Raw genomic sequence first — 13,360 nt, 5'->3', positions numbered from 1 at the left:
CCCGTGGTCCATGTCCCCGTGGTCCATGTCCCCGTGGTCCATGTCCCCGTGGTCCATGTCCCCCTCCGAACCATCGGGAAGCTGTGGGACACGACTCGCGGCGGAGGACTTTTGGGCGCGAACGTCGCAGAGTCCGGCGGCCACGGCGTCGAGGCCCGCGTCCACACCCGTCGGGTCCGTCACGGCTGCCCGTGCGCGGGGCGACGGAAGCTGGTCCCAGACGAGCTGCACCGGGTCTCTGAGCGCAGTTCCGACGTCGCCGCAGATGACCAGCGCGTCGGCGTCCGCGGGCGACTCGGCCAGGGTCCACCCACGTGCGCGCACCTGCGCCTCCAGCGCCACCCGCGTGGTCCACCAGCCCGGCACCTCGACCGGTAGCACGTGCACACGCTGCAGTGACAGCGCGGCGAGCCGACCACTCAGACCCATCGCAGCGCTCCCTCCCGCCACGCCCACAGCACCGCCAGCAGCAGCGCGCCGAGGAAGACGAACATCTCGATCACGGCCGACGGGCCGACCACCGCGACGACCAGCGACCAGGGGTACATGAAGAGCATCTCCACGTCGAAGGCGAGGAACACCAACGTCAGCGGGTACCAGCGGGCGTGGAACCGCGACAGGGCGTGCTGTGACGGCGACCAGCCGGACTGGAACGGCAGCACCTCGTGCCGCTGCACAGAGACGGTGGTCAACCGGTACACCCCGTAGGCGAGGGCGATGAGCACCGACGCCCAGAGGGCGGCCCACACGAGGGCCGAGAAGCCAGTAGTCACGGGTCCTCCTCCACGCCGCAGTGGGACGGCGCGCAGCAGCCAGGAACGGTCGATGCGGACGGTGTCACGAGTCGTGACGGTAGGCCGATGGCCTAGGTCCGTGCGACGCCTAGCTGTGACCGGGAGGGGCTGAGGGCACGCGGCTCCAACGACCGGACGCCGCACACAATGGTTCCCGTCAGCCACCGGAAACGGCATGCCTGGTCGCCCGACGCGACGGCGACGAGGAGCACCAGCAGCAGGGCTTCCAGCACTCCGAGGCACGAGGCTGCCAGGTGGTGTCCGCCGTGGGCGGGTCCGTGGTCGGCGTGGTGGACGGCGGCAGAGACGCCGGTCTGGATACTGCCGGGCACGGCGATCCGGTCACCGCTGCTCGCTGAGGCGGCGGCAGGGGAGGGCGCCTGTCCCGACGCGGTCGACGACGAGAACGGCGCGAGCACCTGGTGCATCGACGTCATACCGTGCATGAAGAACAGCGCGGCCAGGGCGGTCAACGCCAGCACAGCACGCAGCGACCCGGGCGAGCCGGGGCGCAGTGACCGTCGCATACGAGCGAGACTAGGGGGAACTTCATACGGCCGCACGACGAGCAGCAGGTCGCGAGCGGTGCAGATGTGCAGCGGAGTCGCGTGCGACCGCCGCTCTCTGGGCGACCGCGGGACCTTGGTCCCCGACGGTTCACGAAACCTTGATGCGACCGCTGTCCAACCCATCGCCCCGGTTCGCCACGCTCGTCCCAGACGATGCCGCAAGGAGCGAACCATGACCGCAGCGCACGACACCGAGCCCGTGCGAATCACCGTTGTCGACGCGCCGGGGTGCCACTTCTGCGAGGACGCCCACGAGGCGCTCGCTGCGATGGTGCGAGCCGGCCACCGACTCGAGGTCCGCACGATCGGCGTCGGAAGCTCGGAGGGACGGGCGCTGGTACAACGGCACCGCGCTGCGCTCAGCCCCCTCGTCCTGGTCGACGGCGCCTTCTTCAGCCACGGTCGCCTGCCGAAGGGCAAGCTCCTTCAGCTCCTGGAGTCCCGGCCGTCCGCGCCCGCCCACGCGACGACCGCGGAGGCCTGAGGTGGGCGCCACGGGCCATCACCCACCCGCGGCTGGCTCGCCCCGGGGGCCGGGTCAACCACAACCCCTACCTACCGCGGTGACGCCCGTCGTGGCGACGGGGACGATGATGGAGTCATGAGCGTGGACGTGACGGTGCTGTACTTCGACGGTTGCCCCAGCTGGCAGACAGCCATCGAGCGGCTGCACGCTGCCGCGGACCGGACCGGTGTGGCCGTTCAGGTCAGCACGCAGGCGGTCGAGACCACCGAGGACGCCGAACGGCTCGGGTTCACCGGGTCGCCGACCATCCTGCTCGACGGAACCGACCCCTTCGCCCAGCCCGGCGAGATCTCGGCCCTGGCCTGTCGGGTGTACGCCACCCCGGACGGCTTGGCCGGTTCGCCAACCGTCGACCAGCTCGCCGATGCCCTCACCCGAGCCCCCATCTGAGCGGGTACGTCCGGCCTCTGGTCAGCAGCGTGGTCCTGGGTGACGATGGGGACATGGCAGCAGCTGCAGCAGTTGAGCACGAGCAGGTGGAGCGACCCACCTGCTGGTGCTGCGGGAACACCTTCGACGAGCAGGACCTGTCCCGGCTCGGGTCCCACCCCGAAGTCGGGGTGTGCGAAGGTTGTGCGCGCTGGCTGGCCCGGCGCGCCCGCTCCAGCGCTGAGACGGGTGCCCACAACCCGGGTGCGGTGATGCGCCGGGCGACGCTGGCAGCCCGTGGGCGGGTCATGCGGGCCGGGCTTCAGGACTGGCCCGTCTTCGGCCCCCTGCTGCGACGCCTGAACCGGCACCTGCCCTGATGCCTGAGGCCGGGGTGAGCCCGCACGACGAGCCCGCCCATCCGGTCGACCGCGCCGCCATCGTCGCCAGCCTGAACGGGTGCCGCGACGACCTGCACACGCTCCTGGCCACCGCGTCGCCCGCTCAGCTGCGCAGGCCCAGCAACGGCACCAAGTGGAGCAACGAGCAGCTGCTCTTCCACATGGTCTTCGGGTTCCTCATCGTGCGTCGGCTGCTCCCGCTCGTGCGGGTCGTGTCCAGGATGCCGAGATGGGTCGGCCGAAGCTTCGCCGGGCTGCTCGACGCGGGACGGGTCCCGTTCCACTGGATCAACTACGCCGGGTCCTGCGGCGGTGCGCTGGTGTTCAACCACGCCCGCATGGGGCGCCTGTGCGACCACACCATCGACCACCTCGTCACCAGCCTCGAGCAGGCACCCGACGAGACACTGGGTCGTGGGATGCCATTCCCGACCAGCTGGGACCCCTACTTCGAAGCGCACATGACCCTGGCCGCCGTGTACGCCTACCCAGCGCTGCACTACGCACACCACCGCAAGCAGCTCACCCTCGGAACCTGACCCCACGAACGGCCGCCACGGGAGCCACCCGACACGCCGCGCACGTCCGGCTACGCATCTGACGACCCAGGTCAGGGCAGGCTTGGCGTGTCCGCAGGCGGCGCGCACGAAGAAGCGCGCCCCCGGTTCGATGAACCGAGGACGCGCTTCGATGCGCCATTCACGCACCGTGAACCCACACCAAAAGCCGAACACGGAAGGGCAGCAGGGGCCGACTCACCCGTGTGGCGCAAGCCGCGGCAGGGTGTCGGCGCCATGCGGCAGGATGCGCGCGAACGCAGCACATCGACCAGGGGGCAGACATGGGGTTGTCGCAACGGCTGACTGGCAAGGGCGCATCTTCGCCAGCGACGGAGCCCCGTTCCGTCGCGCCGGCGTCTACGCCGATGCAGCCTTTCAAACCTGTCGCCACATGGCCGGCAGGCGGGTTCGCAGTCGTCGACGTGGAGACCACGGGGCTGTCCGCCCGGACCGACCGCATCCTGGAGGTCGCCGTCGTCCTGACCGACGCACGCGGCTGGGTCCAGCACGAGTGGACGACACGGGTGAACCCGCAATGCGCGGTCGGCGCCACGCACATCCACGGCATCACGGCCGACGACGTCGCGCACGCGCCCACCTTCGACCAGCTGGTGCCGCACCTGACCTCAATGCTGCGCGGTCGGGCCGTGGTCGCGCACAACGCCAAGTTCGACCTCGGCTTCCTGCGGTGGGAGTACGGACGCGCGAACTGGTCCTGGCCGCAAGTCCCGGCGATGTGCACGCTGGAGCAGTCCTGGCACTTCCTGCCACACCTGGACCGGCGCCGGTTGCCCGACTGCTGCTGGGCCAGCGGCATCACGCTGGACGGGGCGCACTCGGCTCTAGGGGACGCCCGCGCGACCGCGACGCTGCTCGCTAGCTACCTGGACCCTGCCTTCGGCCGGCCCCCGTTGCCAGAGCACCACGCCCTCCTCGCGCCGGCCGGGCGCGTCACCTGGCCGGACCGGCCTGGCGTGGGCCGCATCCCCGACCCCACCGGTCCGGTGCGGCGAGCCCCGAGGCCGGGCGTCAACTTCACCCGGGCCCTGCGCGTCGCCACGCTGCTGGAGACCTTCACCCTCTCCGACGCCTTGGACGAAGGCGCGCCATCGCAGGCCCTGCCCTACTTGGAGATGCTCGCTGAGGCTCTGGAGGACGGTGAGCTGTCGGCCGCGGAGCAGGTCGCGCTCAATGACGTCGCTGAGCTGTACGAGCTCGACGGGGAAGCTCTGACGGCTGCTCACCGGGGGTTCCTGCGCGCTCTGGCCCGCGAAGCACTGGAGGACGGCAAGGTCACCAGAGCCGAGAAGACGGAGCTGCTTGCTGTCGCCGAGCTCCTGGGCGGCACCCCGGGGGACGTCAACGACCTGCTCGACGGCGAGGAGGAGCGCCGGCTGGGCGCACTGTCGCACGGCCTGGCACCCCTGCCCGACCCGTGGGACCACGGCGAGCCGCTACGCGTTGGACACCGCGTGGTGTTCACCGGCTGTGAGGACCACCACCGCGAACACCTGGAGGCAGCCGCCCAGAAGGCCGGTGTCCGCGTGCTCGGTGCGGTCTCCAGCCGGACGGCCATGCTCGTCTCAGACGGCACCATGGAGGGCACGAAGGCCGAAGCCGCTCGACGTCTCGGCACCCGGGTGGTGCACCCGACCACCTTCGCCGTACTGCTGGCCCACCTCCAACCTGTCAGCCGCTCGGGCCGGCCCGAACGTCACGCGCCGACGCCAGCAGCGTTCCCCGCCGCGCACACCACCGCGACCATCGGCGAACGCGCCGCCGCACCCGGTCACGAGCCGGTCGCCGGCCCAGCCATCAGCGCGGTGCCACCCGCAGACGTCCGAGCATGGGCGCGCGCCAACGGGATTCCCGTCGGCACCCGCGGCCGGCTGCCAGCAGAGCTTGTCGACGCCTACCAAGCCGCGCACCTGCACGAGTGACTCGCGACAACTACGCCGGGGGGCTGGAGCGGTGTGGCTGTGCGGATAACAGCCTTGTCAGTCGACGGTCGAGCCACCGACACGACGCCTTCGCCGCAGGGGTAACGCTGCACGAACAGCTTGGTAGCCCTTCAGGCCGACTCCCGGGATGGAGACCTGCGACGCGGCACCGTGACCGCCTCCCTGACAGGCGCGTCGTACGTGGTCAAGGATCCACGCCAGCATCTTCTGAACGGCGCGTGCCAGCGGTTTGTGCGGGGCAGTGCCGGACGTCGGCCGGTCGGTGGCCTCCAGGGTGTGGCGTCGGCGCCAGGCGGCGACGGTGGTCGGTGAGCATCCCGCTAGCCGCGCGATCTGACGGTCGGAGGCGCCGGGATTGCTCTGCAGAACCTCGACGAGGGCCACGCCGCGCGAGGGGTAGTTCTTGCCGTCGCGACCGGTGCGGCGCCCGTCCAGGTGAGACATTGGCGAAGGTGGACGCACGGCGGCCCTGGCGGCGCGTGCTTGCCGGCGACGTCGGACGGTGGCGTCGCTGACGCCTGCTGCGTCGGCGATGCGCCGGTTGCTCCAGGCGGGGCGCAGCTGGATCAGTCTGTCGACGCCCTGACGTCTCTGCTTGCGGGTGAGCGGGAGTCCGTGGGCTGTGTTCGCCCGGAGAGCGACCTCCAGGAGCTCTGCTTCGTCACCGCGGACCCACTGCACTGCAATGGAGCGGTCGCCTCGTGCGGCGGCGGCCGCCGCACGGTGGTGGCCGTCGATCACGCGGGCGGTGTCGCAGTGCACGAGGAGCGGTTCACACTGGTCGAGCACCTCGGCGAGCAGTGCGACGTGCTCCGCGTTGAGCCCTCGAAGTGGTTCGCTGAGATCCAGCTCTGACAGGACTACGGGCACCGGGCCGCTCAAGTCGGCACCGGGGGCGTGGTCGTTCGTGGTCATGCGCCGGACAGTGCCGTCTGCGTGCGTCACGGCAGTCGCGCCAGCCTGCACGAGCCGGCGGCCCCGGCGGACGCCTTCACCGCCGGTGAGTGACGGCGGAGGGTCGGTGGGGGACGCACGAACGTGGGGAGCACCTGACGGTGCTCCCCACGTCGTCTACGTGTGTAGTGCGGCGAGCCCGTTGGTGAGGGCGTCGCGGATCTTCTTCTGGACGCCGGCCCCGACCACCTTGAGCTGGTTGAGGTTGCGTTCGGCGCTGGTGGCGAGCCGACCGACTTCGTCGAGCTCGGTGAGGGCGGACATGGCCCACTTGAGGTGGGCTTCGACCTTGGCGAGGTCGATCTCGTCGCCATCGTCCTGGCGAACGGTCAGCAGCGCCGTCATCTCTCGCAGGATCAGGTAGCACAGGCTGACGACGGTGGGGTCGTCTGCGGCGACGACCCAGCTGGCGTCGTCGACGCGGGCCCAGCGACCGCCGCCGGGGACTTCGTCGCTGGTGGGCACGAGGACGAGTCCGGCCGCTGCCTGACGCAGGTTGCGGCTGCGGTTCAGCTCCTCGCGAAGTTGGCGAGCGGTGAGGGGCTTGGACCTCCGTTTCGCCTCGACCACAATGCGCACCGGTCGCCCATGGGCGATGGGCGCGCACAGCGTTGCGATTCCGTCGCCTGCTCGCGAGGTGCCACCTGGTGCCGGGGTGGAGCCGGTGGGCTCGAAGCGGTCCCCGGCTGCGGTGATCACCTCGTCGGCGATGGCCATGGCCTGGTTCTCCCACTCCAGCCCGATCGCGCGGGTGCTCTTGGCCGAGGCGGCCTTGTGGGCTTCGGCGGCCTGGAGCAGGGCTCGCATCTGGGTGAGCTGCTCCCCGAGCTCCTGGCGGGAGGCGTGGACCTGTTCCAGGACGTCGCGGCGCAGTGCCTGAACGGGGCCATCGCGGTCCAGCGACAGGGCGTCCCGCATTGCCGTCGAGTGCTGGGCCAGTGCGCGTCGCACCTCATCCAACGCGGCGGACTGCGCGGTGCGGGCGGCCTCGCCGACCGAGGTTCGGACGTCGCCACTGGCCCCGGCCAGGGCGGCTTCGACCTGCTGTGGCAGCCGGCCCAGAACCTCCTGGGCGACGCGAGCGACCTGCTGTTCACCGGCTTGCAGTCGACGCAGGGTCTCGTCCATGCCGGCGAGGGCGCTCTGGGTCTTGGCATCGACCCGCTCGGCGAAGTCGTCCAGCGTGCGGCTGATCGTGCCGGTGTCGAGGCCAGCGGCCCCGACCGAGAGCGCGACGAGCCCGACCTGGACGGCACGCGCCACCAGGTCCGCCAGCGCCTGAGAGCCCTGGTCGGTCAAGCAGGCTCGCGCGATCGCGGCGGACTCGCGGTTGGCCACGGTCAAGTGGCTGATGGTGATGCCCGTGTCGGTCACCGTGACCGGTGACGACGACGCCATGGTGGTTGCCGCGGTCATCGCGCACCGCCGCGGACGGCCGGGAACGGCAGCGCGAGCGGGAGCTCGAGCCGGGCGCGCCGGCAGATCAGGCACTGCTCGGGTGGCGTCTGGTCGGGCCCGTGGATCAAGGACGCGTCCAGGACGGCGAGCTCGTCCAACAGCCCCGCCCCGTTGTAGCGGGCGGCGAGGGTCTCCTCGAGCTGCAGCTGCTGGCGCAGCAGGCTCGTCTCGTCACCGGTGCCGTGCGCGGCTGCACATGCGGCGTGGCGGGCGAGCTCGCCCCACAGGCGCAGCAGGCGTTCGCCTTCTGGCTGTGGGTCGCGGGTGGTGCTGGCCTTCGGCGTGGACGCCGTCAGCGGCTGGCTTGGTGTCATGTGTGACGCTCCAGCGGTTCGACCGAAGCGACGGGGCCGGGTGCCCCGTCGTCGACGGGGGCACTGAGTGGCCCACCAGAACCTGTTGAAGCGCTGTCCCCCAGCAGTAGTCACCCGATCGGGTGACGTTGCTGCCGCACCCCGCGCCGGGTGTCGAGAGACAGCCACCCGGAATGGCGTCTACGGGCCGCCCACGGCCGTGGTCTCGTCCTGTCGAGGGGGCCAACCACGGCGGACCATCGCTTCCCACTGGGTGGCCTTGCCGCGGAACGCCATCTCGGCGTGGATCAGGATCCGGCGGGGCCGGTTGCCCCTCGACTCCTCACGGTGGATCAGGCCGAGCGCCTCCAGCTGTGGGAGTGCCCGGCTCACCGAGGAGCGGTCGTGACCGACCGCGGCGGCGAGCTCCTTGATCGTCAACTCGACCACGTTGCCGTAGCTGCATTCCGCCAGCAGGTACAGGTAGAGGCGCCACTGCAGGGCGCTCATGTCGCGCCCGTCGCCTCGGATCAGCTCGCGCCAGGGTGCCTGGAAGAGCATCACGAACGGCTCCTTGTGCAACTGCTTCTTGGCGAACGCCACGAGGTGCACCTCGCCCGTGTCCACGTTCTTGTACTTCGGCATGCCCGTCCTCCGGTGGTGAAGGGCCGCACGGAGGGCGGCCGGAGCGGACACCTGTGCCGCGACCAAGGGGGTTGTCACGGAGGTCACCGAACAGGGCGGATCTGTACTTGCCGTCCCGGCCGTCCGTGTGCGGCGCCCCGCACAAGGGTGTGACCGGCCGGTCACTCGTAGGGCGCCCTGAGCAGGGCGTTTGCATCGAGCCTTCTACGCTCTCCTGGTAAGCCCCGGTGGCAGATGCCAGGCGCTTCCCCGACCAAGCACACAGGTACCGAAGTTCGGTGGTGCGCCCGGAGGGCGCGAGCCGAGCGCAGCGAGGCATGACCTGGGCCAGCGCCCTGCCTCGACACCCTCGGACGTCAGGCCTCGCGGGTGCGACCGGGCGGACTTCGAGGCGATGGCAGTGGGCCAGCAGGAGAGAGGTCTTGGATCGGTACGGATGGCGCTCAGCAGTCTGAGCATGACCCCCGACCTTCGTCCCACGGTTCTGCTCGTCCAGCGCCTCGAGGCCCAGATCGCGGCCCTGCGCACGCTCGGCGACGAAGAGTTCGCCACCGTCGACGGTTTGGGGCTCCGTCCGATCCTCGCGCCGGTGCGGGCTGTCTTCCCCGACGGGCAGGCGCCCAGCGCAAGGGTCAGGCAGTAGCTGCGGCATTCCGGACCCATCTCGTCGGGTGCGGAGTGTTGTAACCGGCTGAATGCCACCCAGGGTCTGGCGCGCACGGTCCATGACAGGACCACGAACACCGCCGGGAGGCCACCCATGTACGACCTGCAGGAGCTGTTCACCGAGCGCAAGGTCGCCCGCACGCTGGCGGCGCTGCTGCCGGACCGGTCGTTCGAAGGGGTTCACTGGGACCGGTGGTCCGTGGTCATGGACGCGGCCGGGGTCGCCACGCAGGTGCGCACGACGACCAAGCTGTACCCCGACGACCCGGACGTGGCCGCCTACACCGCGATCCCGGAGGACGCGTTCGACCCCTCGCGGCCGGACCTGGCGGCCAAGTACGGGCTCATCTGGGTGCGCATGTCCGACGTCCACCCGCTGGCGACGTCCGACGAGTACATCGGCTGCCTGTGGGCGGGCACCAAGACGCTGTTCTGCCGGATCACCTCCTCGGCGGTCAAGCGGCAGATCCGCCGGTTCGACGGCCCCGATGAGAACGCCTACACCGTGCTGGGTCTGGCGATCTTCAACCACTTCGACACGCTGGAGTGGACGCGATGGGCGTCCGACATCAGCCGCGCCGCCCGGGACAACGTCAACTACTCCCTCATCCACCGCACCTGCGAGGACCGCGGCCTGCTGATGACCTTCGGCACGGCCACCCACCACCCCGTGCGCGACCGCGAGGCGCTGGCCATCCTCGGCGTGTTCGGCAAGAAGGACGACTACGAGCGACGGCAGAAGCTGACCGGGACCAACGTGCAGAAGGCCAAGGACGGCGGAGCGCCCCGCTCAGAGAACCAGATGGCGCACGGCTACCGGCACGCGCGCCACCCCGGCACCGACCGCCGCGTCAAGGACGCGACCCGTGGGTTCATGCCCGAAGCCATCTGGGAGTTCGTCCCGACCCTGCAGGCCCTTGTTCAGGCCGCCGTTCAGACCGACGAGTCCGGCCGGTACGTCACCTCCTGGCGGGAGTTCACACGACTGCTCGCTGTCCACGACGTGCCGCGTCGCGGGCAGGTGGCCGACGGCAGCTACCGCTCCATGTTCGGCGACGCGGACGTCAACGACCCGCAGTCCGTCGCAGCGGCGGACGACCTCGACGGTGACGCCCTGTACCGGGTGGGGCGCTCGTTCTTCATCAACAACAACCACCATCCCCGGCTCCCAGCGGACAGGGCCGCCGAACCCGACCTGACGCTGGAGGAGCGCCTCTACCTGCACAAGGTGCTGCTGTGGAAGACGGGAACGTTCCTGTACATCCGCGAGAACGACATCCGCGGTCGGCACGCCGAGGCCAAGGGAGAGCGGCCCGTCTTCCGGGGCCCCATGGACGAGTTCGGCTACTTCCACATCGAGAGCCGCTGGGGGTTCCCCGTCGACCCCACCACCGGCGAGGAGCTGATCGGCTGGGGCATCCCCGACGCGGTCTGGGACAAGCTCATCGACCGGCTGCTGCACGAGACGCGGCCGCGGCGGCCACGCGGCGGCCGCAGCCACGCCACGCAGCGGCGCCGCTTTCTGGAGGACTTCGGCACCTGGACCACCGACGGCTCGGGCCGGGTCCTCGCGGCCGCCAACGACGAGCCACGCGAGGACGCGGTCGAGTGGACCGTCGGGGCACGCCAGAACAACACCCGAGGAGACCACCCCGGCCGGCAGAACATCGTGCTCCTTGCCCGCCCATGGCCTTCGGGGACGACCACCTCCGGTCGGCGGCGCGGCTGGAGCCGCGAGCAATCCAACCCCACCCGGCACGTCAAGGGCACGGCCAACCTCGCCGAGCTCGCCGCCGACCTGCGCACCCGGCTCAGCCACGCCGTCCAGCAGATCCTGGACGCCACCGAGCTCGCACCGGTCAGCCTGCCTGCCCGCCGACCCGAGCGCGACACCGCCGCCGACAAGATCGCCTCCCTCCGAGCGAAGCACGCGACAGCTGAGCGCGAGCGCGAGGCAGCCCGGACGGCGGCCGCCGCCCTGCGGGAGGCCGCCGCACGCTTCCTGACCGACGGCAACTCCACCAAGTTCGCGCAGTACGACCAGCAGGCCGACGACAGCGAGGCCACCGCCGAGCACACCACCGCCACGATGGACGCCCTCGCCGCACAGATCAACGCACTCACCGAACTCGCCGGCCAGTGCCCGCAAGAGGCGCTAGCCGAGGCCGACCTCAGCGTCACCGCCTACCTCGACGAGGCCCTGCGCCGAGCCGCCCTCAACAACGGCGACGCCCCGTGGCAGGCCGCCGACGTCGCCACCCGAACCTTTAGCCAGTGGAAGTTCACCCCCACCGGAGAGCACATCGACTACCAGTGCGTTGCCAGCCTGCCCCTCGCCGACGGCGGCACCGTCGACGTGCCCCTGGCCGGCAGGGTCGCGAACATCCGCAGCCGCACCAAGCGCACCGGGACCGGACCGAGCGTGATCGTGCCAGCCTTCTTCGCGGCCGGCCGAGAGCTGGACGACCTGACCGTCGTCCACCAGTGCACCCGACGCAGCCTGGTCATCAACCACCTCATGCCGTGGCTGGCCCAGCAAGGCGTCACCGACCGTGCCGTCAAGTGCGCGCTCATCGACCACCCCATCGTCGACGTCAGGCAGCTGGTCCACGCCGCCCTCACCGGCGCGACGGACCCGACCCACGCACGCTGGTCCGCCGGCTGGCGCGAGGTCATCCTCGAGACCTACCTGCATCACCCCACGCAGTGGGGCTTCGCCGCCTGCCCCGACGACACCACCGTCATCCAGCAACTGGCCAACACCCTCGCCCTGGCCCAACACCGAGAACAGGGACTGCCGGTCGCCGTGCTCGCCGCTCTCACGGGCATGAACGCCAAGACCAAGATCCGACGGCTGGTCAAGCCCGACGACCGCGCCGCCAGCGGCCTCGGCTTCACCCGTCCCCAGTACTTCGAGTACACGCCCGGCACAGACAAGCAGCACGTCCGCGTCCGGCCGTGCCCGCACCGGGGCTGTACCGGCGTAGCCGACCGAGTGCTGCTCCTTCCCGAGGTCGCAGTGTCGGGCTGGGGCGTGCTCTGCTCGTCGTGCTGGCGCGCCCCCGTCACGGCGGAGGACCGGTGCGCCGTGGCCGACCAGGAGCGTCAGGCACGGTGGGCACGCGCTCCCTTCCCGGCCGCGTACGACACCTACGTCACCGGGAACCCCGGACCGGCCGGTTCGCTCCGCGACGGGGCTCAGAGCCGGCGGGTCACGCCACGTTCACCATTCGACGTAGCGTCGGTCCAGCCGCGCGATCGTTGACAGCAGCCACGGTGTCAGCACAGCGGGACCGGCTCCGGAAGTACTGCAGGGTCTCCGCTGCTGAGATGCGCGTGCCGGGAGGGAGAGCGCCAGTGCGCTCTCCCCTCCCGGCACGGTCGCTGCTTCGCCGCGCTGTGGCCGCCCAGTGCTACTGGGTGGACGTGTCAGCGGACCGCCCGAAGGGGCGCGAGGTCAGGACGACGTAGCCACCTGGCCAGTTCGGGCCGCTGTCCATGTCCCACAGCAGACGGCTGCTGTAGCCGCAGCTCGACTCGTAGTCGTTGAGCGTCATGGCCTCCAACGGGCCAGCGCACCACATGAACGTGCCACCGGTCCACGCGTCAATGTCCTGATCGTCGATGGTGCCGGCGCCGTCGTGGCTTTCGAAGCGGCCCTCCGCGTCCAGGAAGGACTTGGCCGGAGCGGCGGTGTGCCAGAGCATCTGCGCCCGTCGGGCGTCGATCAGGACCGTCAGCGCGACGGGCTCGTGGTGGTTGGTGTGGGTCGGGGTGATCATCTCGATGCTCCAGCCAGGTCGGTTGTCCGCAGCGTTCTCGCAGCGTGGGAACACCCGTGCCGGAACCACGCTGGGGGGCAATCGAGGGTCGTGTGATCTGCGCCACAGCCCGTGGCCCCGTCGGCGTGCTGGCGCGCTGCCCCGAGGCGTGCGAGACCGCATCCGCGCCACCCGGTTCCCCCGCTGAACCGCAGGCCCCGGCCGGTGCCATCAGCCCCCAGAACGAGTGTGCGCGGACACCCTTCGCTGACCCGCGGCCAGGTGCGGCCGTCGCCGACTCAGGCGGCCTCGCGGCCATTCGCCCCTGGGGCAAGCGTCACCTCCCCCACCAGGCTCGGCGGAGGGCGATGACGCTTGCCGTTGACGTCGACGGACTTCTCGG

Annotated in this window: 13 protein-coding genes and 1 pseudogene; 6 read left to right on the top strand and 8 right to left on the bottom strand. The window is 70.8% G+C overall.

The features are described from left to right. The 3 genes and pseudogenes from ASD06_RS19675 to ASD06_RS11910 form a co-directional block, all read right to left on the bottom strand. Positions 1-381: pseudogene (locus ASD06_RS19675) on the bottom strand (hypothetical protein); the annotation flags it as partial. A 38-nt stretch (positions 382-419) separates the two neighbouring features. Then, positions 420-749 (bottom strand): NADH-quinone oxidoreductase subunit A, encoded by a 330-nt coding sequence (locus ASD06_RS11915; RefSeq protein WP_056677615.1) that lies wholly within the window; start codon positions 747-749, stop codon positions 420-422. A 116-nt stretch (positions 750-865) separates the two neighbouring features. Then, a complete protein-coding gene (locus ASD06_RS11910) occupies positions 866-1,276 on the bottom strand; it encodes a hypothetical protein (RefSeq protein ID WP_056677614.1) in 411 nt (136 codons plus the stop codon). A gap of 259 nt (positions 1,277-1,535) precedes the next feature. Here ASD06_RS11910 and ASD06_RS11905 point away from each other — a divergent pair, with 259 nt between their 5' ends. The 4 genes from ASD06_RS11905 to ASD06_RS11885 all read left to right on the top strand — a co-directional run bounded on the left by ASD06_RS11905 (position 1,536) and on the right by ASD06_RS11885 (position 5,159). Next, the gene (locus ASD06_RS11905; RefSeq protein WP_056677611.1) at positions 1,536-1,847 is read left to right on the top strand and encodes a hypothetical protein; all 312 of its coding nucleotides are present in this window, start codon (positions 1,536-1,538) and stop codon (positions 1,845-1,847) included. 117 nt (positions 1,848-1,964) lie between these two features. Beyond that, positions 1,965-2,279, top strand: coding sequence for a thioredoxin family protein (locus ASD06_RS11900; RefSeq protein WP_235502318.1), 315 nt, complete (start codon positions 1,965-1,967; stop codon positions 2,277-2,279). 358 nt (positions 2,280-2,637) lie between these two features. Beyond that, on the top strand, positions 2,638-3,198 hold the full coding sequence (locus ASD06_RS11890; RefSeq protein WP_056677605.1) for a DinB family protein: 561 nt from the start codon (positions 2,638-2,640) through the stop codon (positions 3,196-3,198). A gap of 443 nt (positions 3,199-3,641) precedes the next feature. Next, positions 3,642-5,159: a histone-like nucleoid-structuring protein Lsr2 gene (locus ASD06_RS11885; protein ID WP_056677602.1), complete on the top strand. Its 1,518-nt coding sequence runs from the start codon at positions 3,642-3,644 to the stop codon at positions 5,157-5,159. Between the two features lie 57 nt (positions 5,160-5,216). Here the strand turns inward: ASD06_RS11885 and ASD06_RS18905 are convergent, their stop codons facing one another. The 4 genes from ASD06_RS18905 to ASD06_RS11865 form a co-directional block, all read right to left on the bottom strand. Then, positions 5,217-6,095 carry a helix-turn-helix domain-containing protein gene (locus ASD06_RS18905; RefSeq protein ID WP_157371679.1) on the bottom strand — a complete coding sequence of 293 codons (879 nt, stop codon included), beginning with the start codon at positions 6,093-6,095 and terminating at the stop codon, positions 5,217-5,219. A 156-nt stretch (positions 6,096-6,251) separates the two neighbouring features. Continuing rightward, positions 6,252-7,262 carry a hypothetical protein gene (locus ASD06_RS11875; protein WP_157371678.1) on the bottom strand — a complete coding sequence of 337 codons (1,011 nt, stop codon included), beginning with the start codon at positions 7,260-7,262 and terminating at the stop codon, positions 6,252-6,254. A 284-nt stretch (positions 7,263-7,546) separates the two neighbouring features. Continuing rightward, the gene (locus tag ASD06_RS11870; protein WP_056677592.1) at positions 7,547-7,906 is read right to left on the bottom strand and encodes a hypothetical protein; all 360 of its coding nucleotides are present in this window, start codon (positions 7,904-7,906) and stop codon (positions 7,547-7,549) included. Positions 7,907-8,086: 180 nt separating this feature from the next. Beyond that, a complete protein-coding gene (locus tag ASD06_RS11865; RefSeq protein ID WP_056677589.1) occupies positions 8,087-8,530 on the bottom strand; it encodes a MarR family winged helix-turn-helix transcriptional regulator in 444 nt (147 codons plus the stop codon). 457 nt (positions 8,531-8,987) lie between these two features. On the opposite strand from ASD06_RS11865, the gene ASD06_RS11860 reads away from it, so the two are divergent. Both ASD06_RS11860 and ASD06_RS11855 read left to right on the top strand, forming a co-directional pair. Then, positions 8,988-9,173, top strand: coding sequence for a hypothetical protein (locus ASD06_RS11860; protein WP_157371677.1), 186 nt, complete (start codon positions 8,988-8,990; stop codon positions 9,171-9,173). Between the two features lie 117 nt (positions 9,174-9,290). Then, positions 9,291-12,461: a hypothetical protein gene (locus ASD06_RS11855; protein ID WP_056677583.1), complete on the top strand. Its 3,171-nt coding sequence runs from the start codon at positions 9,291-9,293 to the stop codon at positions 12,459-12,461. A gap of 148 nt (positions 12,462-12,609) precedes the next feature. Here ASD06_RS11855 and ASD06_RS11850 read toward each other — a convergent pair whose 3' ends face one another. Next, the gene (locus tag ASD06_RS11850) at positions 12,610-12,978 is read right to left on the bottom strand and encodes a hypothetical protein (RefSeq protein WP_157371676.1); all 369 of its coding nucleotides are present in this window, start codon (positions 12,976-12,978) and stop codon (positions 12,610-12,612) included. Between the last annotated feature and the right edge of the window lie 382 nt (positions 12,979-13,360).

This window comes from Angustibacter sp. Root456 (assembly GCF_001426435.1).
Lineage (GTDB): Bacteria > Actinomycetota > Actinomycetes > Actinomycetales > Angustibacteraceae > Angustibacter.
The sequence above is the reverse complement of the archived record's forward strand: the minus strand, read 5'-3'. Positions and strand labels throughout refer to the sequence as shown.

What these genes read in the sequence shown, in the direction of transcription:
- ASD06_RS18905 (WP_157371679.1), bottom strand. Translation starts at nt 6,095, where the DNA reads ATGACCACGAACGACCACGCCCCCGGTGCCGACTTGAGCGGCCCGGTG.
- ASD06_RS11875 (WP_157371678.1), bottom strand. Translation starts at nt 7,262, where the DNA reads ATGGACGAGACCCTGCGTCGACTGCAAGCCGGTGAACAGCAGGTCGCT.
- ASD06_RS11900 (WP_235502318.1), top strand. Translation starts at nt 1,965, where the DNA reads ATGAGCGTGGACGTGACGGTGCTGTACTTCGACGGTTGCCCCAGCTGG.
- ASD06_RS11850 (WP_157371676.1), bottom strand. Translation starts at nt 12,978, where the DNA reads ATGATCACCCCGACCCACACCAACCACCACGAGCCCGTCGCGCTGACG.
- ASD06_RS11855 (WP_056677583.1), top strand. Translation starts at nt 9,291, where the DNA reads ATGTACGACCTGCAGGAGCTGTTCACCGAGCGCAAGGTCGCCCGCACG.
- ASD06_RS11890 (WP_056677605.1), top strand. Translation starts at nt 2,638, where the DNA reads ATGCCTGAGGCCGGGGTGAGCCCGCACGACGAGCCCGCCCATCCGGTC.
- ASD06_RS11905 (WP_056677611.1), top strand. Translation starts at nt 1,536, where the DNA reads ATGACCGCAGCGCACGACACCGAGCCCGTGCGAATCACCGTTGTCGAC.
- ASD06_RS11860 (WP_157371677.1), top strand. Translation starts at nt 8,988, where the DNA reads ATGACCCCCGACCTTCGTCCCACGGTTCTGCTCGTCCAGCGCCTCGAG.
- ASD06_RS11870 (WP_056677592.1), bottom strand. Translation starts at nt 7,906, where the DNA reads ATGACACCAAGCCAGCCGCTGACGGCGTCCACGCCGAAGGCCAGCACC.
- ASD06_RS11865 (WP_056677589.1), bottom strand. Translation starts at nt 8,530, where the DNA reads ATGCCGAAGTACAAGAACGTGGACACGGGCGAGGTGCACCTCGTGGCG.